General features: G+C 72.5%; 20 protein-coding genes. 8 read left to right on the top strand and 12 right to left on the bottom strand.

Annotation, left to right across the window (positions count from 1 at the left end; genetic code table 11):
- Window positions 1–87: 87 nt before the first annotated feature.
- From eda to edd, 3 genes are read right to left on the bottom strand one after another with little or no spacing between them, the layout of a single operon-like run.
- On the bottom strand, window positions 88–705 hold the full coding sequence (gene eda, locus ABZ860_RS39130) for a bifunctional 4-hydroxy-2-oxoglutarate aldolase/2-dehydro-3-deoxy-phosphogluconate aldolase (protein ID WP_357230536.1): 618 nt from the start codon (window positions 703–705) through the stop codon (window positions 88–90).
- Entirely contained in the window at window positions 702–1,676 is a 975-nt protein-coding gene (locus ABZ860_RS39125) for a glucokinase (RefSeq protein WP_357230533.1), read from the bottom strand. Before ABZ860_RS39125 ends, eda begins: the two co-directional genes overlap by 4 nt.
- Complete coding sequence (gene edd / locus ABZ860_RS39120) at window positions 1,673–3,502, bottom strand: phosphogluconate dehydratase (protein WP_357230530.1); 1,830 nt, start codon at window positions 3,500–3,502, stop codon at window positions 1,673–1,675. Before edd ends, ABZ860_RS39125 begins: the two co-directional genes overlap by 4 nt.
- A gap of 241 nt (window positions 3,503–3,743) precedes the next feature.
- Here edd and ABZ860_RS39115 point away from each other — a divergent pair, with 241 nt between their 5' ends.
- From ABZ860_RS39115 to ABZ860_RS39105, 3 genes are all read left to right on the top strand, one after another.
- The gene (locus ABZ860_RS39115; protein ID WP_357230527.1) at window positions 3,744–4,895 is read left to right on the top strand and encodes an ROK family transcriptional regulator; all 1,152 of its coding nucleotides are present in this window, start codon (window positions 3,744–3,746) and stop codon (window positions 4,893–4,895) included.
- 347 nt (window positions 4,896–5,242) lie between these two features.
- Entirely contained in the window at window positions 5,243–5,557 is a 315-nt protein-coding gene (locus tag ABZ860_RS39110) for a hypothetical protein (protein WP_357230524.1), read from the top strand.
- Window positions 5,558–5,614: 57 nt separating this feature from the next.
- Window positions 5,615–5,977 carry a hypothetical protein gene (locus tag ABZ860_RS39105; protein ID WP_357230521.1) on the top strand — a complete coding sequence of 121 codons (363 nt, stop codon included), beginning with the start codon at window positions 5,615–5,617 and terminating at the stop codon, window positions 5,975–5,977.
- Window positions 5,978–6,052: 75 nt separating this feature from the next.
- On the opposite strand, the gene ABZ860_RS39100 is transcribed toward ABZ860_RS39105, so the two are convergent.
- Together ABZ860_RS39100 and ABZ860_RS39095 are read right to left on the bottom strand one after the other, a co-directional pair.
- A complete protein-coding gene (locus ABZ860_RS39100; RefSeq protein ID WP_357230601.1) occupies window positions 6,053–6,430 on the bottom strand; it encodes a helix-turn-helix transcriptional regulator in 378 nt (125 codons plus the stop codon).
- Window positions 6,431–6,598: 168 nt separating this feature from the next.
- Window positions 6,599–7,459 carry a sigma-70 family RNA polymerase sigma factor gene (locus ABZ860_RS39095; RefSeq protein WP_357230518.1) on the bottom strand — a complete coding sequence of 287 codons (861 nt, stop codon included), beginning with the start codon at window positions 7,457–7,459 and terminating at the stop codon, window positions 6,599–6,601.
- Between the two features lie 74 nt (window positions 7,460–7,533).
- Here ABZ860_RS39095 and ABZ860_RS39090 point away from each other — a divergent pair, with 74 nt between their 5' ends.
- On the top strand, window positions 7,534–8,016 hold the full coding sequence (locus tag ABZ860_RS39090; RefSeq protein ID WP_357230515.1) for a DoxX family protein: 483 nt from the start codon (window positions 7,534–7,536) through the stop codon (window positions 8,014–8,016).
- Here the strand turns inward: ABZ860_RS39090 and ABZ860_RS39085 are convergent.
- Window positions 7,958–9,817: a protein kinase gene (locus tag ABZ860_RS39085; protein WP_357230512.1), complete on the bottom strand. Its 1,860-nt coding sequence runs from the start codon at window positions 9,815–9,817 to the stop codon at window positions 7,958–7,960. The two genes, ABZ860_RS39090 and ABZ860_RS39085, sit on opposite strands and share 59 nt — an antisense overlap.
- A gap of 180 nt (window positions 9,818–9,997) precedes the next feature.
- Between ABZ860_RS39085 and ABZ860_RS39080 the strand changes: the two genes are divergently transcribed.
- On the top strand, window positions 9,998–10,762 hold the full coding sequence (locus tag ABZ860_RS39080) for an ion transporter (RefSeq protein WP_357230509.1): 765 nt from the start codon (window positions 9,998–10,000) through the stop codon (window positions 10,760–10,762).
- A gap of 48 nt (window positions 10,763–10,810) precedes the next feature.
- Window positions 10,811–11,407, top strand: coding sequence for an HD domain-containing protein (locus tag ABZ860_RS39075; RefSeq protein ID WP_357230506.1), 597 nt, complete (start codon window positions 10,811–10,813; stop codon window positions 11,405–11,407).
- A 30-nt stretch (window positions 11,408–11,437) separates the two neighbouring features.
- Here the strand turns inward: ABZ860_RS39075 and ABZ860_RS39070 are convergent, their stop codons facing one another.
- From ABZ860_RS39070 to ABZ860_RS39045, 6 genes are all read right to left on the bottom strand, one after another.
- Window positions 11,438–12,400 (bottom strand): zinc-dependent alcohol dehydrogenase family protein, encoded by a 963-nt coding sequence (locus tag ABZ860_RS39070; protein ID WP_357230503.1) that lies wholly within the window; start codon window positions 12,398–12,400, stop codon window positions 11,438–11,440.
- A gap of 192 nt (window positions 12,401–12,592) precedes the next feature.
- Window positions 12,593–13,159, bottom strand: a complete 567-nt coding sequence (locus ABZ860_RS39065) for an AAA family ATPase (RefSeq protein WP_357230500.1) — start codon at window positions 13,157–13,159, stop codon at window positions 12,593–12,595.
- Window positions 13,156–13,407: a hypothetical protein gene (locus ABZ860_RS39060; RefSeq protein ID WP_357230497.1), complete on the bottom strand. Its 252-nt coding sequence runs from the start codon at window positions 13,405–13,407 to the stop codon at window positions 13,156–13,158. Before ABZ860_RS39060 ends, ABZ860_RS39065 begins: the two co-directional genes overlap by 4 nt.
- Window positions 13,408–13,485: 78 nt before the next feature.
- Window positions 13,486–14,847, bottom strand: a complete 1,362-nt coding sequence (locus tag ABZ860_RS39055) for a S8 family serine peptidase (protein ID WP_357230494.1) — start codon at window positions 14,845–14,847, stop codon at window positions 13,486–13,488.
- A 147-nt stretch (window positions 14,848–14,994) separates the two neighbouring features.
- Window positions 14,995–16,620 (bottom strand): LCP family protein, encoded by a 1,626-nt coding sequence (locus tag ABZ860_RS39050; protein WP_357230491.1) that lies wholly within the window; start codon window positions 16,618–16,620, stop codon window positions 14,995–14,997.
- Between the two features lie 84 nt (window positions 16,621–16,704).
- Window positions 16,705–17,814: a neutral zinc metallopeptidase gene (locus tag ABZ860_RS39045; protein WP_357230488.1), complete on the bottom strand. Its 1,110-nt coding sequence runs from the start codon at window positions 17,812–17,814 to the stop codon at window positions 16,705–16,707.
- Between the two features lie 1,204 nt (window positions 17,815–19,018).
- Between ABZ860_RS39045 and ABZ860_RS39040 the strand changes: the two genes are divergently transcribed.
- Both ABZ860_RS39040 and ABZ860_RS39035 read left to right on the top strand, forming a co-directional pair.
- Window positions 19,019–19,888 carry a LysR family transcriptional regulator gene (locus tag ABZ860_RS39040; protein WP_357230485.1) on the top strand — a complete coding sequence of 290 codons (870 nt, stop codon included), beginning with the start codon at window positions 19,019–19,021 and terminating at the stop codon, window positions 19,886–19,888.
- Window positions 19,889–20,073: 185 nt separating this feature from the next.
- The coding region (locus ABZ860_RS39035; protein ID WP_357230482.1) for an NB-ARC domain-containing protein at window positions 20,074–20,822 on the top strand (749 nt) is incomplete at its 3' end.

Raw genomic sequence — 20,822 nt, 5'->3', positions numbered from 1 at the left:
ACGGACCGGCGAGCTGGGAAACTCAGGGAGCGCTCAGGGGTACGGCGCGGGTCTGAGCGCTCAGGGGCACGGCGCGAGTGGGAGCGCTCAGGGACGCAGCGCGGCGGCCTCGGACGCGAGCTTCTCGATCCTGGCGAAGTCGCCCGACGTCACCAGGCTGCGCGGGGTGAGCCAGCTTCCGCCGACGCAGCCGACGTTCGGCAGGGCGAGATAGGCCGGCGCGTTCGACGGGGTGATCCCGCCCGTGGGGCAGAACCGCACGTCGGGCAGCGGGCCGCTCAGCGACTTGAGGTACGCGACGCCGCCGGCCGGCTCGGCCGGGAAGAACTTGAGCTCGCGCACCCCGCGCTCGGCCAGCGTCATCGCCTCGGTGGCCGTGGCGACGCCCGGCAGGAACGGCACGCCCGAGGCGAGCATGGCCGCGAGCAGGCCGGGCGTGGTGCCGGGAGAGACGAGGAAGCGGGCGCCGGCCCCGGTCGCGGCCTCCACGTCCTCGGGCGATCGGACGGTGCCCGCGCCGACCACGGCCTCCGGCACCTCGGCGGCGATGCGCCGGATCGCGTCGAGGGCGACCGGGGTGCGCAGCGTCACCTCGATGACCGGCAGCCCGCCCGCCACCAGGGCCCGGGCGAGGGGGACGGCGCTCTCGGCGTCGTCGAGGACGACCACCGGGACGACCGGCGCGAGGTCGAGAAGGTTGCTCATACCAGCTCCACATCGGGGTTTCGTTGGGCGAGCCAGGCGGCCGCACCCGTCAGCGCCGGCTGCTCGGCGGTGATCAGAACGGTGGCGATCGCGGCGGCGTACTCCGTCAGCGCCGGCGCGGTCGTCTCGAACCGGGCCCGGAACGCGCTGCCGGGGATCCGCGAGACGAGGCGGGGCAGCACGCCGCCGCCCAGGTAGACCCCGCCCCGCGCGCCGAGGGTGAGCGCCACGCCGCCGGCGAAACCGCCGAGCAGGGCGAGGAACACCTCCACGGTCTCGGCGCACAGCGGGTCGTCCGAGGAGGTGATCTGCGCTGCCGTCATCTGGGCCGCCGTACGGGCATCCGACACGACGCCGCGCACGAGCGCGAGCCCGCGGTGCAGGCGCGGCAGCCCGGTGCCCGACAGCAGGTGCTCGGCGTCCACGTACGGCAGGCCGTCCGCGTGCAGCGCCCGGACGATCTCCATCTCCAGGTCCGTGACGGCGGGAACCGCCACGTGCCCGCCCTCGCCGGGCACCGGCTGCCAGCCCTCCCGTACGGGCACGAGACCGGCCACCCCGAGCCCGGTGCCGGGTCCGAGCACGGCCTTCGTCAGGCCGGCGGTCGGCGGCGGGCCGCCGAGCGGCACGAGGTCGTCCCCCGCGAGATGCGGCAGCGAGATCGCCAGCGCCTCGAAGTCGTTGAGCAGCACCGTGCGCGGGATGCCGAGCTCCTCCACGGATCCCGACCATCCCGCGTTCGTCAGCCGGTACCGGTCTTTGTCGACCGGACCGGCGATCGCCAGGCACGCGGCCCCCGGCCGAACTCCGCCCGCATGGTCTGCGAGATAGGCGGCTACGGCATCGGCAAGGCCGAGATGCTGGGAAACGTCGAGTACGGCTACCGCCTCCGGCTGCCCTCCGGGCCGGGTCACCAAACCGAACCTGGCGTTGGTTCCGCCGATGTCCGCGACCAGCCAGGGAAGGCTCACGCGGCACCTCCGAAGACGCTCGCCCCGCGCTCGGCCGGGCCGACCGTGCGGCGGAACGAGGCGAACAGCTCGCGGCCGGTGCCGGCCCACTGCTCGTCGGTGAGCGGTGCGCCCTCCGGCGTACGCCCGGTGAGGTCGGCGAGCACGGTGAGGGTCCCCGCGGCCGAGTCGAGGCGGATGACGTCGCCGTCGCGCAGCAGCGCGATCGGCCCGCCGTCGGCGGCCTCGGGAGACAGATGGATCGCCGCGGGGACCTTCCCCGAGGCGCCGGACATGCGGCCGTCGGTGACGATGGCCACCTTCCGGCCGCGGTCGAGCAGGACGGCCAGCGGCGGCGTGAGCTTGTGCAGCTCCGGCATGCCGTTGGCCCGGGGGCCCTGATAGCGGACGACCGCGACGAAGTCCTGCCCGTCGAGCTCGCCCCGCTCGAACGCGGCGAGCAGGTCGAGCTGGTCGTCGAACACCTTGGCGGGAGCCTCGATCACCAGGTGCTCGGGCTTGACGGCGGAGACCTTGCTCACTGCCCGGCCCAGGTTGCCCGACAGCATGTGGATGCCCCCGTCGGGGGAGAACGGCTCGGCGACCGGCCGCAGGACCTCGGTGTCGGTGCTGGGCTCGGTTCGCTCCTCCCACGCCAGCGCGCCCTCCTTGAGAGCGGGGGCTGAGCGGTAGAGGCCGAGGCCGCGCCCGGCGACCGTGAGCACGTCCTCGTGGAGCAGCCCGGCGTCCAGCAGGTCGCCGATGAACACCGCCATGCCGCCCGCGGCCTGGAAGTGGTTCACGTCCGCCTGGCCGTTGGGGTACATGCGGGTGATCAGCGGCACGACCTTGGACAGGGCGGCCATGTCGTCCCAGGTCAGCTCGATGCCCGCGGCCGCCGCCATGGCGACCAGGTGCATCGTGTGGTTGGTGGAGCCGCCGGAGGCGAGCAGCGCGACGACCGCGTTGACGATCGCCTTCTCGTCCACGACCTCGGCGAGGGGCGTGTACTCCTCGCCGTGCGGGGTGATCTCGACCGCCCGCCGCGCCGCCGCCGCGGTCAGCGCGTGGCGCAGCTCGGTGTGCGGGTTGACGAACGTCGCTCCCGGCAGGTGGAGGCCCATGACCTCCATGAGGAGCTGGTTGGAGTTGGCGGTGCCGTAGAACGTGCAGGTGCCGGGGGAGTGGTAGGACGCCGCCTCGGCGTCGAGCATCTCCAGGCGGCCGATCTTGCCTTCGGCGAAGGCCTGCCGCGCCCTGGCCTTGACCTTGTTGGGCAGGCCCGAGGTCATCGGCCCGGCGGGGACGAATATCGCCGGCAGGTGCCCGAAGCGTAAGGCGCCGATGAGCAGCCCCGGCACGATCTTGTCGCAGACCCCCAGCAACAGGGCCGCGTCGAACATGTCGTGCGACAGCGCGATCGCGGTCGCCATCGCGATCACGTCACGGCTGTAGAGCGACAGCTCCATGCCGGCCCGGCCCTGGGTGATGCCGTCGCACATCGCGGGCACGCCGCCCGCCACCTGCGCCACGCCGCCCGCCTCCCGGACCGCCCGCTTCAGCTCCGGCGGGTAGGTCTCGTACGGCTGGTGCGCCGACAGCATGTCGTTGTACGACGTCACGATGGCCACGCCGGGCTTCGCCGTACCGCGCAGGTCGAGCTTGTCCTCGGCAGGCGCGGCGGCGAAGCCGTGGGCCAGGTTGGCGCAGCCGAGCCGCCCCCGGGCCGGCCCCCGCTCACGCAGCTCGGCCCCGGCACGGCGCACCCGCTCCAGGTAGGCCCCACGGCTTTCGCGGCTACGCGCGACCACGCGCTCGGTGACCTCGGTGATAACGGGGTTCGTCACGGAAGGTCCTCCTCCTGCCGGGGCCGCCGCGAGGCGGGGTCCAACTCGTCCCGGGTCCTTCGTCCCGGGACGTGTGCCCGGCGGCACGTCCGGCCCCCGATCCGTTGATCGGGCACCAAGTGTCGATCAGGCACGGATGGGACAGTATCGGGAAGTTATGCCACTTTTCAAGCCCACTTTTGTAACTCGGAATGAATAAGTCATTGAACTTAGGTGAGCTTTTGTGCTTCACTTACGCTCGATGTCACGTTTAGCCACCACCGGTGAGGTCCTCCAGCTCATCCGCAGCGGGGAGGCGGTGACGCGTGCCGACATCGGCCGTGTGACGGGCCTGTCCCGCCCCGCCGTCGCGCACCGCGTCGCCCACCTGCTCCAGCGCGGGCTGATCGTGGAGGACGCCGAGGGGCCGTCCACCGGGGGCCGCCCGCCCGTACGGCTGCGCTTCGCCGCCTCCGGAGGCATCGTCCCGGTGGCCTCGCTCGGCGCCCGCCGCACCCAGATCGCGCTGTGCGACCTCGCGGGCGAGGTGCTGCACCGCACCGATCTGGAGATCGACGTCGAGGAGGGGCCGGGCGTCGTCCTGCCCCTGCTCATGGACACCTGGGAGAAGCTGCTCGACGGGCGGGACGACGTCGTCGGCATCGGCCTCGGCGTGCCGGCGACCGTGGAGTTCGCCGCCGGACGGGTCGAGAGCGCCCGCGTGATGGCGAGCTGGACCGGCGTGGTGATCCCGCCGATCATCGCCGAGCGGTTCCGCGTGCCGGTGCTCGTCGACAACGACGTGAACGTCATCGCGATGGGCGAGCACCGGGTCGTCTACGCCTCGGAACTCGACGACCTGCTGTTCGTGAAGGTCTCCACCCGCATCGGCGCGGGCGTGATCTCCGGCGGCGGCATCCTGCGCGGCGCGCTCGGCGCGGCCGGGGAGATCGGGCACATCCCCGTGCGGGACGGCGGGGGCGTGCTGTGCCGCTGCGGCAACCTCGACTGCGTCGACTCGGTCGCCAGCGGCACCGCGATCCTGCGCGACCTGAGGGCCAAGGGCCGCGACGTGATGTCGCTCGCCGACGTGACCGCCCTGGTCCGGGCCGGCGACGCGGAGACCATGGCCGTGGTGCGGCAGGCCGGCCGCTGGCTCGGCGAGGTCATATCGGGCGCGGTCAACCTGCTCAACCCCTCCGTGGTGGTCCTCGGCGGCGACGTCGCCGAGATGTTCCAGCCGCTGGTGTCGGGCGTGCGCGAGGTCGTCTACCGGCGCTCCACCCAGCTCGCCACCCGCAGCCTGCGCATCGAGCGCAGCCGCCTCGGGCCCGGCGCCGGCATCACCGGCTGCGCCCTCATGGTCCTCGACCACGTCCTGTCGGCCCAGGCCGTCGACGCCGCCGCCCGCTGACAGCCGCCACCGCGGGGGCGGCGGAGCGGCGTCGACGAACACGCGACCTCGTGGAGGCGAGCGTGCGCGGTTCGCCTGACGGGAGGCCGAACCGGAACGCGGCCGCCGGCCCACGGGTCCGCACACCGGAAGTCCCGCAGGCGGCCGGGCATGCCCGAATGCCCGGCGAATGTCCGGTGGACGCCCTGGTTCGCCACGCAGGCAGCCATGAGAGTGGATCCAAGACCGGTGCGTGCACGTCGAGCGCGGCAGGGAGCGCCGCTGTTTCCCCCGCCCTCCGATGCCGCCGACGTGAAGGCAGCACGATGCGGTTCTCGGAGACGATTCGGCAGAAGGGAAAGACTCGAATGTCCAGACGGTTCCGAGCGGCCACGACGGCGGCTGTCACCGTGGCGGCGACCGCCTCGGCGGTCTTCGTCGCGTCCCCCGCCCAGGCGTCCCCCAGTGACTGCCTCTCCTACCTCGCCGGCGCGGGTTACCCGGAGACGACGGCGAAGAGGATGGCGTGCGAGCGGGCCGCAAGCGGCGAGATCGGCGGCTACGTCTTCTGCTACGACGTGCTCAGGGAGACCGGCGTCAGCCCCGCGCATGCCGCCGAGGCCTGTGACCGGGCCGACGGCGTGTGGGCGGCCTCAACCGGCGCCGGCCCCGCGGACCGCTGACAGCCGCGACGACCGGCGCCGGTCACGCCCAGCGGAAGCCATCGAAAGGAAGACATCATGACCGTGCGCTACTCCACGAAGACGGCCATCGGACTGGGCGCGGCATTCGCGCTGATGGCGGGCGGAATCGCGAGCGCGGCCCCGGTGTGGGCGGAACCCTCCGCCGCCGGCCTCGCGCCCGCTGTGAGTTGCTCGATCTCACTTCCCCCGTCGGGCTCCTTCCTGGAAGCCACCTACTCCCAGCCCAACGCGTGCGGGAAGTGCGTGGCCGCGGGCAGCGCGTACGAGGCGACCGGGAACTACCGCGCCTACTGCCGTAACCTCCGCGACGGCGGCAGCGTCGTCGCGGTCCAGCTCTGGCTCTTCTGCGTGGTCTGCAAGAGCGGCGAGCCGCTCGCGATCCGTGCCGTGACCGCCTGAGACCGCGCCCCGCGGCGCCCTTCCCGATCGTTACCCGAAGGCGCCGCGCTTCGTCGCTCCGGCACCGGCCGGCGATCAGCGCCGGGCATCCCGGCGGGACCGGCACCGGCACGCGGATTCGACCCTCACGACCGCGGCGTCCGCGAGCACGATCAGCAGCTCGGGCGCCCCCCGGCGCGGGATGCCAGGCCATGCGTCCTCCGCGCCGCGCCGGGCCGGCGTGCGACAGGCCGCCGCGGCAAGCGCGGCCCGCTCCCGCCCGTCCAGGCCCAGTGCCTCGGCCAGCCGCTGAAGCGACGCACTGCGGGGCCGCCCCACGGCGTCGCCTTCGAGTCTGCCGATGGTGCGGACGTTGACGCCCGCCCGGTCGGCGAGCTGCTCCTGGGTCAGCAACGCACGATTCCGCCAGGCTCGGATGAGCGCTCCCAGGCTTCGATGCTCCCTTTCCTGCATGGGTGTCGTCCGTGTCATGGCTCGACTCTCCCGACGGCGCGAGCATGCGCCAAGGACGGCTTCAAAGACAGGTCCGGAAACTTGGGCCTTCCGTCCGTCATCCCGCCCCGCGACGGCGAGCGTGGCGCGGGGCATCGCAGCGTACGCCGGTCGTGCCCGCCGGTGCGGTCAAGGGCGGAAAGCGGCCAGGTCGACGCGCCGCAGGCGTCCGGGATCGCTGATCAGCTCGATTACGGCGATCTTGTCGTGGTCGAAGGCGAAGCCGAGTGCCCCGATGAGGCGTCCTTGCGGGACGATCGCGAGCCCCACGGTCCCGTCGACAAGCGCGGGCCGTACGAACCGGGCGGCCCGCGAGAAGGTGAGCGCGTGGGCGCCCACGGCCCGCGCACCCCGCACCAGCCCCGCGCCGTCGTCCCTGAGGAGGACATCGGGATCGAGCACGGCGAGGAGCCCGTCGAAGTCACCGTGCCGCAGCGCGGCGAGGAAGGCCCGGACGACCTGCCGCTGGCGGATGACGTCCACCTGCCGGGGCGGGGTCGCGCCCACGACGCGTCTGCGGGCGCGGCTGGTGAGCTGACGGGTGGCGGCCGGGGACCTCTCGAGGATGGCGGCGATCTCACCGAAGGGCACGGCGAAGACGTCGTGCAGGACGAAGGCGAGCCGCTCGGCGGGGGCGAGGCTGTCGAGCACGACCATCAGCGCGGGACCGATCGAGTCGGCCAGCAGGGCTTCGGCTTCGGGATCGCCGACGTCGTGGCCTCCGGCGGAGGGCCCGGCAGTGGTGTCGGTAAGGGGCTCCTCGCGGCGGTTGCGGCGGGTGCGCAGCACCTTGAGGCACTCCCGGGCGACGACCGTGGTCAGCCAACCGGCGAGGTTGGCCACCTCGGCGGTGTCGGCGCCGCTGAGGCGCAGCCATGCGTTCTGCACCGCGTCGTCGGCTTCCGCGTGCGAGCCCAGCATCCGGTAGGCGACCGCCAGCAGATGGGGTCGCTGCTCCTCGAAGCGGACCGCCAGCCCGGCCTCGTCCATCGGTCACATCCTTTCGCCGTCGGGGTTCATGGCGATGAACCCGGACCCCGCTCGGATGTGACAAGGAGCATCCCATGGAACCGATTTCGAGCATCAGGCGCTGCGCACACCTGCGTGCGGCCGGCTATTGGACGGCCACCGCAGCGGTGGCGGCCGAACTGGCGGTCGGCGGCATCTGGGACATCGCGCGGATTCCGCACGTCCGCGACCTGGTGACGCACCTGGGCTATCCGCCCTACTTCCTGGTGCTGCTGGGAACCTGGAAGGTGCTGGGTGCGATCGCCCTGCTCGTCCCGCGTCGCCCGCTGGTCAAGGAATGGGCCTATGCGGGCGCCTTCTACACCTACACCGGGGCCGTCGTCTCCCACGTGACCACCGGGTACTCCCTCGGCGAAGTGTGGGTGCTTGCCATCCTGACCGCACTGACCGCGCTGTCCTGGGCGCTGAGGCCCCCTGGGCGGGTGCCGGCTTCGGGATGCGGGGTTCGGGATGCAGGGTTCAGTGAGCCGGGGCGACGATCGGCCGGGTCCGGCCCCACCCTCGGTAGGACGTCGTGAAGGACGACGAGAGCAGTCCCAGCTGCGGCACGGACGCCTTCCAGGTGAACGCGAACCTGACCGGCAGGTCGTCCTGGCCGAGCGTCACGACGTACGAGATGCGGGACCTGTCGAGACCCCGGGCCGGGCTCAGCCAGCTCGCGAGGAACTCGCGCAGTTCGTAACCGGCGTCGGCGACCTGGACCCCGCCCGAGTACGTCCTGCCGTCCTCCCCGGAGCGGTAGACCCTCGGGGTGGCGCCGACAAGGGTCAGGATCGTGGGAATCGAGCCGACGAGGATGAAGAGCGCGGCGCCCGCCGCCGCGCTGTCGCGCCCGCGGGCGGCCTGTCCCTGCGGGTCGAGATCCAGCGGCAGCCTCTCGCCGTGCGGGAGGTGAACCTCGTCGGCGATGACGACGACGCGTTTGCGCTCGCTGCCGGGATAGGTGACGCGCATGTCGTAGGAGTCGCCGTCGTACCCGCCTGCGGGGTCATGGGTGAACCTGCCGTCGGCCCGCAGGTAGGTGTCACTCTGGGTGAACGCCCCCTCGCAGGTGAAGCTCGCGGAGGGAGTGGCCGTGGCGGCGGCGTCGATCGCCGCGCCCAGCTCCGCCGCGGTCGCGGGAGCCGCGACCGGGGACGGCTCGGCCGTGCGGGCCGGGCCTGCCGACGGCGAAGCGGTCCCGCCGGGCGCGGAGGTCGCCGAGGCGGGATCGTTCGCGGTGGACACGCCCGAAGGCCCGGCGAGGGAGGAGGAGCCGGATGCGGCCATCGGCACGGGCGACGCCCCCGGCCCCGACGCCGACGGCGGAGCCCCGCCGGTCGCGGTCCGGCCGGGTAGGCGGGCGACCACGATCCAGGTCCCTGCGAGGGCCGCGACCACCGCGCCCGTGCCGGCGAGCAGAGCCCGGCGAGGAAGCCGGTGCTGCCCGTCGCTCGTCGTCCCCGCCGCGAGGAGATGAGGGGCCCGCCCGATCGCCGCCTGCCGGCCCATGTGGAGCGCTGCGACGTCCCCTCCGGAGGACGGCACGTCGTCAAGGAGGCTCAGGAGGACCTCACGGGCGGTCGGCCGTCGTGCCGGGTCCTTGTCCAGGCAGCGTGCCACCAGGTCGCGCAGCCCGCCCGCCAGGTCACCGAGGACGGGTTCGCCCTGCACGATCCGGTAGGCGACGGCCGCGGGAGTGTCCCGGCCGAACGGCGGCGCCCCCGTGGCCGCGTACGTGATGGTGGAGGCCCAGGCGAACACGTCCGCCGGACGCCCGATCCGGTCACCGCGGAAGTGCTCGGGCGCCATGTACGACGGCGTGCCGGCGGCGGAGCCGGTGGTGGCCGAGGCGTCGATCAGCCGGGCGATGCCGAAGTCGATGACGCGCGGCCCGTCGGGACCGACGAGCACGTTGCTCGGCTTGAAGTCGCGGTGCACCACCCCCGCCCCGTGCACGGCCGCCAAGGCGGTGATGGTGCCGATGGCCAGCCGGTGCAGCACCGCGCCCCTCATCGGGCCACCGCTCTCGACCACCTGCTGGAGCGACAGGCCGTCGACGAACTCGCTCACGATGTAGGGCAGGGCGGCGTCCAGTCTGGCGTCGAGGATGCGCGCCGTGCAGAACTCGGCCACCTGGCGCGCCGCGGCCAGCTCCCTGGCCAAGGACGCGGGAACGCCGGTGGAGGGCCGCGCCCGCACGACCTTGACCGCCACCCGCTCCCCGGCCGGGGTCTCGCCGAGGTACACCACGCCCTGGCCGCCTTCCCCCAGGCGGCCTATGAGGCGATAGTCACCCAGCCGTTCCGGGTCTCCGGCACGTAACGGACTTCCGGCCATGCAGCCCCTCATCCATCGTGATCACGATCCAGCCTAGCGAAAGCATCGGCCCCGTCCAGGTGTCGCGCCGGGTGCTCGATCGGGCCGGCCACGGCCGGGGGCCGGGCCGACCGGGAACGGATATGTCGGGCGGTGGCACTAGGCTCTTGCCGATCTTCCATGGCCCCCCAGGAGTTTTTCGTGCGTGAACGTGTCCGCCGCCTGATCGAGTCGCGGCGGTTCCAGCAGGCGATCACCGTGGTGATCCTCTTCAACGCGGCCACGCTGGGCATCGAGACCTCCGCCGAGGCGGTCGCCCGCTACGGCACGGAACTGCACATCGCCGACCACGTCGCCCTGTACGTCTTCGTGGCGGAGATTCTGGCCAAGGTCTACGTCTACCGGTGGCGGTTCCTCCGCGACGCCTGGAACGTCTTCGACCTGCTGATCATCGGCTTCTCGTTCCTCCCCACGGCGGGCGGTCTGTCGGTGCTGCGGGCTCTGCGCGTCCTGCGGGCGCTGCGGCTGATCTCGGTGGTGCCGTCGCTGCGCAGGGTGGTCTCCGCGCTGCTCACCGCCATCCCCGGGATGACCTCGATCGTCGTCCTGCTCGGCCTCGTCCTGTACGTCGCCGCCGTCATGGGCACGAAGCTGTACGGCACCGCGGCGCCCGAGTACTTCGGCGACCTGCCCACGTCGCTCTACACGCTGTTCCAGGTCATGACGGGGGACGGCTGGTCGGAGATCAACCGCCAGTTGATGGAGAGCCACCCCTCGTCGTGGATCTACTTCGTGGTGTTCGTGTTGGTCTGCACGTTCGTCGTGCTGAACCTCTTCATCGCGGTCGTGGTGAGCGCGATGGAGGAGGAGGCGAGGGACGACAGCTCGACGCTCGCCGAGCTGTCGGCCCTGCGCGAGGAGATCAGGGGCCTGCGCGAGAGCCTGGGCGAACGGGTGCCCTCCTGACGGCAGGGATCCGATCGCCCATGATCGTCGCTTGCTAAACTTCGCCGCATGCGGCTTCCGACGGACGCTGAGATCCGCGCACTGCACGCGAAACACGCGCCCACGGAAGAAGCGTTCGAGCTCGTGCACACGCACTGCGAGATCGTCTGCGCGATCGCCCTGCGCCTGGCCGGCCGCGCCGGCCTCGACGTCGACGCCGAGTTGGTGCGGGCCGGAAGCCTGCTGCACGACATCGGGGTCTACCGCCTCTATGACGAGGACGGGCGGCTCGACCACGCCGGTTACGTGCGCCACGGGATCCTCGGCCACGAACTGCTCCGCGGGGAGGGCTTGCCCGAGATCCTCAGCCGGTTCTGCTCCCACCACACCGGTGTGGGGATCAGCCGGGAGGACGTGCTGCGGCAGGGCCTGCCGCTGCCTCCCCGCGACTATCTCGCGGAGTCGGCCGAGGAAGAGCTCGTGATGTTCGCCGACAAGTTCCACAGCAAGACCGACCCGCCGAGATTCGTCACCGCCGACGCCTACGCGGCCCACATCCGCCGGTACGGCGACGACAAGGCCGAGGTGTTCGCGTCCATGTGCGCGGCCTTCGGCGTCCCCGACCTGCGGCCGCTCGCCGCCGCGTACGGCCACGAGATCGGGTGACCGGCGGCGCACGCCCGTGAGCCGCGAGGGCTACGGCGTCAGCACGATCCTGCCGAACACCTCGCCGGCGTCCATCTTCCGGTGCGCCGACACGGCCTGGTCCAACGGCAGCACCTCGTGCACCACCGTGTGCAGCTCGCCGCGGCTCGCGGCCGCGAACTGCTCGGTCCTCACGGCACGCCGGCAGGGTCCGGCGACCGTGTCGGCGCTGAAGGTGGCGAACGACATCGACTTCCGGAACGCCGCCATCATCGTCGTGCCGAAGTCCGCCGGCGGCTGGCCTCCGACCGCGCCGACGACCACCAGGCGGCCGTTCGGGTTGAGCTTGCCGAAGAACGAAGGCAGATCCGCGCCGGCGACGACGTCGATGACGACGTCGTAGCCCGTGGGAGCGTCCGCGCTCCCCTCGCCGGAGCGGTCCAGCACGTGGGTCGCGCCGAGCTCGCGCAGACGCTCGCCGCGCTCGGCCGACGACGTCGTGACCGCCACCGCGCCGGCGCCGCCACGCGCCGCGAGCTGGACCGTCATGATCCCGATGCTGCCGGCCGCGCCGCGCACCAGCACCGACTCGCCGGGAGCGAAGCGGGCATGGGAAAGGCCGAAGTGGGCCACCACTCCGGAGCTCCCGAGCGTCACCGCGTCGACGGCGGACAGCTTCGCGGGAAGGGGGATGATCTCCTCGACCGGAGCGATCGCCTGTTCGACGTAGCCGCCGCCGACGCCGGTGAACGCCCACACCCGCTGCCCGATCCACGAGGTGTCGACGCCGTCGCCCGCGGCGATCACGATGCCCGCCACCTCACTGCCGGGGATGTGGCCTTCCTCGAAGCCGTAGGCGGCCAGCGCGCCGCTTCGGATCACGGCGTCCGCGCCGCCGACGCCGATCGCCTGGGTCGCGATCAGCACCTGCCCGGCGGCGGGAGCCGGGGTGGGGAGGTCGATGAGCGCCAGGCCTTCGGGGCTTCCGAACGCCTGGATCACCACTGCTTTCACGGTCGTCTCCACATCGCCGGATCGATCGGTACTGCCTTCGGACCGTAACGGACGCCGCCGTCCGTGCAGCCGAAGTGAGAGCGGTGATCGGCCGTTCGTCTCACATCCCGCGTTCCGACGCCCTGGACAGCCGTGAGCGCGTCCTGGACGCGGCCCGCGCGCCGAGACAGGACGCCTGAAGACGCGACCCGGCTAGGTCCTCGCCAGCAGCCGGTCGATCTGGGCCTCCAGCGGGGGAGCGCCGAGGCGGTTGTCGACCTCGTCGTACGGCACGGCGGGCGGCTCGCCGGCGCGGATGGCGCGCAGGTATTCGGCGAACCTCTCCAGCTTCTGCCCGTCCCTGGCGAGGCCCCGGCGGATGAGCCGCTCGCGCAGCGTCGGCCCGTCGGAGCGGATCCAGAGCAGGCGCACCTCGGGTCCGCCCAGCGCCTCCACCCACGCGTGCCAGAGCGCCGCGTCGTGCACCTGGGAGGTGAAGGGCCCGCCGAGCATCACCGGGCAGCCGTGGGAGCGGATCTCCCTGGCCGTCGCCGTCATGCCGGCGTACTCGTGCCGCTTGACGTGCTCGTCGTACCACGGCCCCTCACGCTCGCCCGGGGGCCTGCCGTGCGCGGCGAGCGTGGCCTCGACGAAACCGCCGTACATCGTGTCCTTGTCGAGCAGCGCGGGCACGGGGTCGAGGCGGGCCAGCAGCAGGTCGCAGACGGTCGACTTGCCCGCGCCCGGCGGACCGGACACCACCCAGACGTGAGCGGTCATCGCGGCGGGCCGTAGGGCTCGATGGGCGGGTCGGAGTACGGCCCGCCGTCCGCCGTCCCGGCGCCCGGGTCGCCGACGCGCCGTCCGGCCTCCTCCGTCACCCGCAGGACGTACAGGCTCCTGCCGGGATCGACCGGCACCAGACCGTATCCGGTGTCGACCTCGTCCTCGGTGAGGCCGAGCCGCCGCATCGCGGCCTCCAGCGTCGCCGGCGCGGCGAGCCGCACGGTGATGAGCACCTCGGCCACCGGCCCCGCCTCCCCCTGCTGGACGTTTCGTCACCGGACGGCGCGGCGGTCTTTGCCGCCTTCGCGGCGTTGTGCCTTTCAGGCCGCCTTCGCGGATCGGCGGCGCAGCGCGGCGATGATGCCGGCGGCGTCCACCACGCCGTACCCGTAGTCGTGGTCATACCCTACGGCACTGCGATCATCGGCTGTCCTGCGGAGCAGGGTCCTGAGCTGGGCGGGCGGCAGCACCGTCGAGGGCCAGCGGGAGCGTACGGCGGCGACCAGCCCGGCCGCGACGGGGCAGGCCGCCGAGGTGCCCGAGTCGGGCTCGTCGTCGCCGAGCGCGCCCGACCCGGCGAAGTGCGTGTAGGCGCACACGTCCGGCTTGCGCGCGGCCAGCCGCCCGGGGCCCTGCGAGGAGTAGCCCACCCGCGTCCCCGCCGTGTCGATCCCGCCGATCGACAGCGCGCGGGGATGGGAGTTGGCCCCGACGATGGGCCGGTCGGGGTAGGCGCACCTGCTGTCGCGGCACTGCGTCCCGCAGTTGCCCGCGGCGAACAGGATGTCCGCCCCCGCCTCGGCCAGGCTGCCGACGATCAGGTTGAACGGATGGGCCGGGTTGTCGGAGTAGTTGCCGGGGTGGCCGGGCGGGAAGTCCCAGCGCGGGGAGAACGACCCCCAGCTGTTGGTCACCACGAGCGCCCGCGACTCGGCGGGCTGGGCGTCGAGGATGTCGCGCAGGTGGGCGTACGCGGCGATCGCGTCGGACAGCAGGCCGTCGAGCGTCGAGCCGCCCTGCCGCCGCGACAGCAGCACGGGCACGTCCACCAGCGACGCCTTGGGCGCGGCGATCAGCGCGTCGAAGGCGCACATCGTGCCGTGGTCGACCGGGAAGTCCCCCGGCGTTCCGGAGACGCTCTGGGGGGTCCAGCTCCGCTCGTGATCCACGGTGACGTCGTGGCCGCGGGCGGCCTTGACGTACGCCGCGTTGATGCCGGTGTCGACGACCGCGAGGGGGACGCCGGAGCCGTCCAGTCCCTCGGCCGTCAGGTCGGGCACGCGCAGCAGCCGTTCGACGTCGTGCCAGTCGCCGACGGCGGGGTCGCCCCCGCAGGTGAGCGTGGTCTCGATCGCCGGGTCGGCGTACACCGCGACCACGTCGCGGCGGGCGGCGGGCAGGAGGGCGATCCTGCTGGTGACCTCGTCGTCGGCGATCTCCCCGCGGACCACGACAGAGGCGTCCTGGGGCGCCATGGAGAAGACCAGCGGCTGGTTGAGCGACAGCGGGTCCCCGCCGGGGTACGCGGGCATCGGGCGGGGCACGGCCACGGGGGCGTACGAGTGGTCGAGGACGACTCCGGGCAGGCCGTCGGCCACGTCGGACGCCATCGACGGGACCGACGGGTCGGCGACGGCGGCGACCAGGTCGGGGGACGGACGCAACTGGATGAGTACGCGCACGACGAGTCCACTCCGTTACTGTGCGGATCGTGACTGGGTGGATGCGTTACGTGACAACCTTGCTGCATCCGCACGACGTCGTCCACGTCTTCGCGGAAAAACCCGCCGGCGTGCCCCGGTCGAAGGCTTTCGCTCAGAAGCCTTCGCTCAGAAGCCGCACAGCTCCGAGAGGCTCTTGGCCGCCTTGTCGTTCGTCGTGGGGGTCTTGTGAGGGCTCGCCCCGGCGACGACCGGCGTGCGGGAGGCCGACGGACTCGGCGACGCGGACGGGGAGGGCGAACCGGAGGGGGTGGCGGACGCCGCCGATCCGGCGGACGTCATCGGCGAGGCGGTGGCCGCGACGGCGCCCCGGTCGGACATCGAGTCGCGGATCGCTTCCCTCGTCAGCTGCCTGATCTTGGCCCAGTCCGGGTTGCCCGTGTAGATGAGCGGCGGCACGAACTGGAGGCTGGTGATCTTCGCGCTGCGCACCTTCATGCCGAGCGGGACGAGGTGCTCCAGCAGGTCGCGGGGGATGTCGGTGCGGAACATGTGCCGGGCCGCCGTGGCGATCTTGTTGAAGTTCGCGAGCACGGTGGCCGGGGTGACCTGCTGGGCGAGCGCGCCGATGACGCAGCGCTGGCGGGCCATGCGGGAGAAGTCGTCGCTGTCCACCCGCGAGCGGCCGTACCAGAGCACCTCCTCGCCGTTGAGCGTCCGGTAACCGGCCTTGATGGTCCCGGCGGTGCCGAACTTGCCGCCCCACCTGACGTCCTGCTCGACCCGGATCTTGAGCCCGCCGACCGCGTCGATCAGTGCCGCGAAGCCGTACATGTCGACCATCGCGTAGTAGTCGATGTGCAGGCCCAGGGTGTAGCCGATGGCGTCCTTCAGCGCCAGCGCGCCCCTGTTCTTGCCGCCCATGACCTGGGGGTTGTTGTCGGCGTAGTACCAGACGGAGTTGAGCAGGCCCTGCCCCTCCGCGTTGAAGCCGTTGGGGAACACCTTGCGCAGGGGGCTGCTCGGGGAGAAGCGGACGTACTGGAGGTTGCGCGGCAGGCTGAACAGGACGGTGTTGCCGGTGGCGACGTTCACGCTGGCCACGGTCATCGAGTCGGTGCGCACCCCGACCCGGTTGCCCGCCGCGTCGCCGCCGATCAGCAGGAAGTTCACGCGCGTGCGGCCGTTCCACGGGTCCTCGGCGCGTACGGGGACGGGGGTCGAGCCCTCCACCGGAGCCGTGACGTCGTCGAGTAACTGGCTGGCCGTCCTGATCGTGTTCGCGGTGAAGGCGAAGGGGGCCATCACGGCCACGCACAGCACGCCCGCGACGATGCCGGACACCACCTGCCCGGTCTGGGTCAGGCGCTGCGGGCGCAGGGCGACGAACGACAGGAGTACGAGCGCGAACCAGGCGAGCGCGCACAGGGCGGCGCCGGCCATGACGGCGGTCATCGTGCTGCCGCGCAGCGCGACCCCCGCGTTGTCCTTCAGGCGCAGGACCAGGACCACCAGGGCGACCAGCACGACGCCGAACGTCGCCAGCAGTGCGATCCCGGTGCGGCGCCTGCCCGCCCGCAGGTGGGCCGCCCCGGGCAGGACGGCCGACAGCGCCGTCCAGCCGATCAGGGAGGCGGTGGTCAGCGGAGGGCCGAAACGGGGCCCCTCGCCGCGCGCGGCCGCCGTGGGTGGCGGGCCCGTGGGTTCCGTGCCGTCCCCACTCCCACCCCGCCGACCTGCTCGCTGACCTTCCCGGGGACCCCCGGCATCGTCAGCGGGACCCCCGCCTCGCATCGTTCACCGCTCTCTCCTCCGAAGCTGTGGCTAGGGATTCTAACCCCCATATCCGGACAAGGTAGACGTAAACCTGAGGGCCGATCATGACACCGAACTGGAGCCGACGACCCAGGTGTTGCACTGGTAGGCCATCGGGCGGGTGTACCCCTGACGGAACCAGGCGGCGTTGCTGCGCGTGTTCCCGTGGTCGCGTGGCCCTCCCGGCTGGTCGCCCAGGTGGCTGTACGCCCACAGGAGCGTGTTGCGCCGGGTGGTGTCGATCGGATACGAGGCGGCGACCGACCGCATGAACATGCCGCCGAAACACGTGGCCTGCAGTTCGTGCCGGCGGCTCAGGGCCATCCTGCCGCTGCGGGAGCTGGAGTCGAGCGTCTGCCGCCACCAGGAGTCGGAGATGCCCGACAGGCTCTGGATGTGGTGGCCGTACTCGTGGGCCATCATGCTGATGATGATCCCGTTCCACGACCCGAGCGGGCCGTACTCCCTCGTCATGGCCGAGGTGGAGGCGTAGATCGTGCTGTTGCTCGGGCAGTAGTACGGCACGTTGCTGCCGGGGGAGGGATAGTCGCCGCACGCGCCCCTGCCCTTGCGGGCCGCGATCATGTACTTCGGCGGGCTCCAGTCGATCCCGACCCGCTCCAGCGCCGGCGCCCACGCCTTGCCCATGCACGCGCCGGTCTTCAGGATCAGCGCCTTGAACTGCGCGTGGTTGTAGATGCTGCCGTTCCCCGCCCGGCAGTTCGTCTTCGCCAGCGACCCGGCCCGGTAGAGGGTGTTGTTCTTCGTCGTGCGGTTGAGCACCGGAGTCGGCCGCGTCGTGGGCTGCGACGTCGGCTTCGAGGTGGGCTTCCCGGTCGGCTCCGTGTCGCCGGTGGGTTCGTCCGAGGGGAACGGCGAGAAGGTGAAGGTCGGAATCGCGACCGGTGAGACCGTTTCTTCGTGGTCCGACAGGCCGGCCAGCGCGCTCACGACCACGACGAGCACGAAGACCACCGCCAGCACGCCCACGAGCGCGCCGACGACCGCCCCCGCGCCGGACTTGCGGCGGGGCGGCCGCCAGGCGGGTGGCGGATAGGGGGCGGCGGGCCCACGCGGGGGAGGCGGCGGCTGCGGAGCCCACCCCGGCCCCTGCGGCGGCGCCGCGTGCGGTGCCGCCTGCGGCGGCGGCACCTGGAACGGCGCTCCCTGCAACGGCGCTCCCTGCAACGGAGCTCCCTGGAACGGCGCCGCCTGCGGTGGTGCCTGGGGTGGTGCCGCCTGGAACGGCATGCCCTGCGGTGGGGCGGGGGCCGCCGTGTTGCCCCGTGATCCCGGGAGATCCTGCGGGTACCCGAGCCCGCCCGGCGCGTACGGAGAGCCGGGTGACGCGCCCGCCGGGGCGGGGGACGGCGGGGGTGCGTAGGACGGCGCGTAGGGCCCGGCATGAGACTGCGCGGGAGGCTGTGCGAAGGACTGCGCGGGGGGCTGCGCATAGGACTGTGCGGGGGGCTGCGCATAGGACTGTGCGGGGGGCTGCGCCTGCGGTCCGGCGCCTGTCCCGTCCGGCCACGCCGGGGCCTGCGGCTGCGCCCCGCCCTGGAAGTGCGCCCCGGGCTGATAGGGAGCCGCACCCGGGTAAGGGCCGTTGGGCGCATGGGCGCCGCCCTGCGCCTCGGCCCCCGGCTGCGCGCCCTGGCCATAGGGCGCGGCCTGGCCATAGGACGGCGCGGTCTGCGGGTAGGGGGCGCCGCCGTTCGGTCCGGAGTGCGGAACCCCGCCCTGAGGCTGAGACCCGGGGTACGCCCCGGCACCCTGCGGCGGCCCGCTCGGCGGATGGAAAGCGCCGCCCTGCGGCATGCCGGAGACATGGGGACCGGGAGGTTGGGGTCCGCCCTGCGGCGCGGCGTTCGCCGGATAGGCCGGGCCGTGGGACGGAATGTGGGACGGGGCGTTCCCCGGGTATGCGGGCGGGCCCTGCGGATGCGCCGCGGGCGGATAGGGCCCGCCGTAAGGCTGACCTCCCGGCGCCGGGGAGCCGTTCTGCGGCTGCTGCTGCGGCGGGTAGGGAGCGGCGCCGGGCGCCTGCTGCCACGCGCCGCCCTCCGGGCCGCTCCACCCGGGCGGACCGTACGGCCCCGGCTCCGCGCCGGGGGATCGCGAACCGTCCGGTGAGCCGGGCACGGCCTCCGGTTGCGGCGAATACGGCTGCCCCGAATAGGGAGAACTCTCCCCCGGTGGCTCCTGGGGAGGGTACTGCTGCGCCACGACATTGCCCCCTTTGTGGATTTGGGGCAAAAGAATACTGTTTTCTCATCCATCACGGATGTAGCAGATGTCGGGCACGATGTGTAATCGACCGACGTGATCTCTGCGATGTTCCGGAATCGCCGGGCTCGTCTGCCCTAGCGTTTTTCGCATGAATCTGCAGCAGCTCCGTTACGTGGTCGCCACTGCGGAGCACCGCACCATGACCGATGCCGCCAGATCGCTGTATATCGCGCAGCCGGCTCTGTCCCGCGCGATACGCGACCTGGAACGTGAACTCGGAATGACGCTTTTCGCACGCTCGGGCCGTGGAGTGGTCGTGACGGCCCAGGGACGCCGGGTCGTGAAGCTGGCCCGCGAGGCCCTCGACGCGGTGGCCGAGATCGAGGCCCTCGCGACGCAGGGCAACTCCTCCGGCGCCGAACTGCGGATCGCGTCCACGCCGAGCCTGGAGCCCGGGCTCGCCGGGCGCCTGCTGCCCGCCTACGCCGCCGAGCATCCGGGAATCCGGGTGCACATCGTGCGGTGCGAGGGCCGGGAGGGGGTGGTCAGCGCGGTCCGCGAGCAGCGCGCCGATCTCGGGCTGACCGACCTCCCGGTGCCCACCGACCTGGTGAGCCACCCGCTCGAACGCCAGGAGATCGTGCTGATCTCCCCGCCCGGCGTCGACCTGCCCGACCCCGTCCCCGTGGCCCGGCTCGACCGCATGCGGCTGGTGCTGCCCGCCCCCGGCAGTCCCCGCCGCAGGGAGTTCGACCAGATCTTCGCCACGTACGGCGTCCGCCCGATCCCGGCCGTCGAGTCCGACGAGCGCCGGGGCTGGCTGCGGACCGTACGGGAGGGGCGGGCCTCGCTGCTGTGGTATCGGGGCATGGCCGAGCAGGCGGCAAGGGCCGGCCTGGTGGTCCGCTCGCTCGACCCCTCGCTCCGGAAGATCATCGCGGTCGTGCACGCCCGGCGGAGGCTGCCCGCGATGGCACAGGATTTCGTGGCCCTGGCCGAGGGCGGCTCCGCGGCATGAATCGCATGCAGGTCGTTTGGATCGTTCCAGCACCACCGACGGCGACCCATACCGGCAAGACCGGCGGCGGGCGGGTGAAGCTCCGGATGCCCGGCCGTCCCGGGCGAAGGGAGGCGAGCGAGCGGCCCGATGGTGCGGTAATAACAGCGTTTGACCTGGTAGTTCGTCCCGCCTAGCGTGAAGTGGTGGTCACCAGCGCGCCGCTCACGCGTCGGGTCGGCAACCTTCCAGCCGAGCTGACGAGCTTTGTGGGCCGCAGGCGGGACCTGACCGAGATCCGCCGGTTGCAGAACATCTCGCGCCTGGTGACTCTGACGGGAGCGGGCGGCGTCGGCAAGACCCGGCTCGCGCTGCGGGTCGCCGCCGAGCAGCATCGGGCGTTCGACGCGGTCTGGCTGGTCGATCTGTCCGCCCTCGACGACCCGGAGCTGGTCACCGAGACGGTGGCGGCGACCATCGGCGTGCGGGACCAGTCGGAGAAGTCCTCTCTCACCTCGCTGATCCAGGCGCTGTCGGCGCAGCGGACGCTGCTCGTGCTCGACAACTGCGAGCACCTGCGAGGCGCCTGCGCGTCGCTCGCCGACCGGCTTCTGCGGGCCGTTCCCGATTTGCGGATCATCGCCACCAGCCGCCAGTCGCTCGGGGTCATGGGCGAGCACCAGATGAAGGTGGCGCCGCTCGCGCTTCCCGAGCCGGACCGGCCGCTCCCGCACAAGGCGCTGGAGCTGTACGACGGAGTCAGCCTGTTCGTGGAGCGGGCGGCGGCCGTCGTGCCCGGGTTCCGCCTGACAGCGGACAACGAGGAGGCCGTGGTCGAGCTGTGCCGCCGGCTGGACGGGATCCCGCTGGCGATCGAGCTCGCCGCCGTGCGGCTGCGGGCGCTGTCGGTGAACGCGCTGGTCGAGCGGCTCGACGACCGGTACGGCGTCCTGAA

Origin of the sequence: Microbispora sp. NPDC046973, assembly GCF_040644495.1 — a bacterium.
Taxonomy (GTDB): domain Bacteria; phylum Actinomycetota; class Actinomycetes; order Streptosporangiales; family Streptosporangiaceae; genus Microbispora.
This window is presented reverse-complemented; position numbering and strand designations above follow the sequence as displayed.